General features: G+C 53.7%; 2 protein-coding genes. Both read right to left on the bottom strand.

The annotated features are described in order from the left end of the window. A partial coding sequence (gene tnpC, locus ACTQ33_RS17025; protein WP_441465679.1) for an IS66 family transposase occupies positions 1-1,345 on the bottom strand: 1,345 nt, incomplete at its 3' end. Between the two features lie 58 nt (positions 1,346-1,403). Continuing rightward, positions 1,404-2,453: an IS66 family insertion sequence element accessory protein TnpB gene (gene tnpB, locus ACTQ33_RS17020; protein ID WP_441465678.1), complete on the bottom strand. Its 1,050-nt coding sequence runs from the start codon at positions 2,451-2,453 to the stop codon at positions 1,404-1,406. Positions 2,454-2,527 lie beyond the last annotated feature (74 nt).

Raw genomic sequence — 2,527 nt, 5'->3', positions numbered from 1 at the left:
GTACCGCACGCTCCGCCCGGTTATTAGACAGCTCCAGCCGTCCGTCCAGAAATATATTCATCAGCCAGTCCCGTTGATTCAGGGCATAAGTCAACGCCGTACCAAACATACTTTTTGGTACGGGATTTTTCTCCTGTTCCTCTCTCACCCAGGCGAAAAATTCTTCTGCCACCGTTCTGGAGCGTTCCATCCGGGCGAAAAATCTTTCCTGAAAAGAAAGTCCCTGTTTTGCGTAATCTTCTTCCAGATGGAACAGCTTATTGCAGTACTCCAGACCGACCAGAGCTGGAGAGCGTGCCCGGATATCTTTCGGAAGCGTTTTCAACGCATCCGTGAATTTTCGTCTCATATGTGCCCAGCAGCCCGCAACTGTGATCTCCTGCGGCAATTTGCAGTGGTATGCCTCATACCCATCTGTATGTAGCAGCCCAGTGAAGCCCTGCAGAAAATTGCTTGCACACACACCGGAGCGGCTGGGCTGGTAATCGTACAGCACCACTGGGCTTACCGCATCGCCGGATGTCCGATATACCCACACATAACTCTTTTGCCTGGCCTGCCTGCCATCCTCCCGCAGCACAGTCAACGTGGTCTCGTCCGCGTGGAGGATCTCACTCTTCAGCAGCTCCTGGTGCAGAGCATGAAAAAGGCTGGGGAAATAATGCTGATACGCATAGATGATCCAATTGGACATGGTTTGCCGGGAAATCGACAGCCCCCTCCGCTGCAGCTCCTGTTCCTGCCGGTAAAGGGGAAGGGCCAACGTATACTTGCTGTTCATAATATGGGCCAACAGGCTTGGTGAAGCCACCCCGCTTCCAGGAATCAGTGGGGCGGGAACCTCGCTTTTCCGCAGAAAGACATGGTCGCTGTTCCTTTCACAGCACCTGCACGCATATACCGTCTGTACATGTTCCACCACTTTATATTGCGCGGGAACATAGGCCAGTTCCCGGCGCAGCACCTCATGACCGCAGGCATGCAGTTTCCCGCCGCACTCCAAACAGACCTGTTCGGCTTCCGGCAGTTCATGGATGACTTGTTCCACGGGAAGGCCAGAAAAATCCAGTTCCCGTTTTCCTTTCTGCTTCCTCCGCTTATATGTGACCTGCTCCAGTTCTGGTTCCGGCATCTTTGCACATGACTCCGATTCCGCCTCCTGGAACAGCGACACCTGTTCCAGGATCGCCTGTGTCTGTTCGCTGGACGCACCAAAACGCTGCCCTCGCGCAAGCCGAAGCTGCTGTGTCAGCCAGTCGATCTGCCGATGCAGGAATGCGATTTCATCTTCTTTTTTATCCAGCAGCGCGCGCCACTCCGCTGGGCTTCTCTCTTTTGTTTTCATACTTAAATTATAGCAAAAAAGTGCCGTGATTTCAATCATCACAGCACTTTTCTGCTTTTTAGATATCTTTCTTATGGGACTTGAACGGCACAATAGATCGACTCAGAAGATATGTAAACTCTTTCTCGCTGATCTCGACCACACGGCCAGACTCTCCTTTCGGCCAGGGGTATGTGCCGCTCTGGGCCCGCCGTTTCCCCTGTTGAAAGCTCTGACCATCCCATTCAATATATTTCAGCATACTGCCCGTTCCGTCACGGAACACATACACGCTTCCATCGTATGGATCACACCGCAAATGATAGCGGATGATCGCGGTCAATCCATCCAGGCCGGTGTACATGCTGGTCGTTCCGCATACAAGACGGACTCGCTTCCCACGCACACCGCTTTTGTTCGCTCTGGCGGCCTGTGTCAGCTTTTCCAGCCATAGCTGGGTATCTGCGGCACTGATCCGGTGGCTGCCTTTGTGAAACCCCCGCAAAGCGTACCGGCCTGCTGCCGCACATTCCCGGCTGCAATAGGTCCGCTCCACCCCAATGGTGGTGGCGATCGGCCGGCCGCACCACTGGCAGGTCCCTTCCACATGTGTCTGGTCCATCGCCAACAGGTAACAAAACCGGCTGCAATATTTCTGGCCTTTTTGCTTCCCTGGCAGCGGTGCTCCACAGGTCGCACATGTCTCCGCCGGTTCTTCTATACTGGGATTCGCTTTGTGATACGCCGCCCACCATTCGATCCTACACGGGTCACTGCAGAACCGCCGTTGTTTCCCTGTTCCCCATTCTGCCTGAAACTCTTTCCCGCAGTTGGGACAGATCGCTTTTGTTTGTTCTCTTGCCTGCCGTCGTTCCATGACCTTACGAGCATGATATTTGACCCGGCATTGGTCACTGCAAAACCGCCTCCGCCGTCCCCGTTCTCCACTCTGCTCCACGATATCTCCACAGCCTGGGCAGATATCTACTGGCACATCATAATGCCGCTTGGCGTTATGATATTTGTGCCGACATGCGTCACAGCAAAATTTCTGCCGCGTGATATGACACATTGGCTCAAACGGCTGCCCGCAGTTCAGGCACTGCAAAATTCGCTTTTCCTCACTCATGACCTCTCTGCCCCCTGTCCTTTTACTCCCATCTTACCACAGGGGGAAAGGTCCTCCTCTATTTTACGCTTACT

The organism is Candidatus Avoscillospira sp. LCP25S3_F1 (assembly GCF_052117125.1).
In the GTDB taxonomy this organism is placed as follows: domain Bacteria; phylum Bacillota; class Clostridia; order Oscillospirales; family Oscillospiraceae; genus Avoscillospira_A.
This window is presented reverse-complemented; position numbering and strand designations above follow the sequence as displayed.

What these genes read in the sequence shown, in the direction of transcription:
- tnpB (WP_441465678.1), bottom strand. Translation starts at nt 2,453, where the DNA reads ATGAGTGAGGAAAAGCGAATTTTGCAGTGCCTGAACTGCGGGCAGCCG.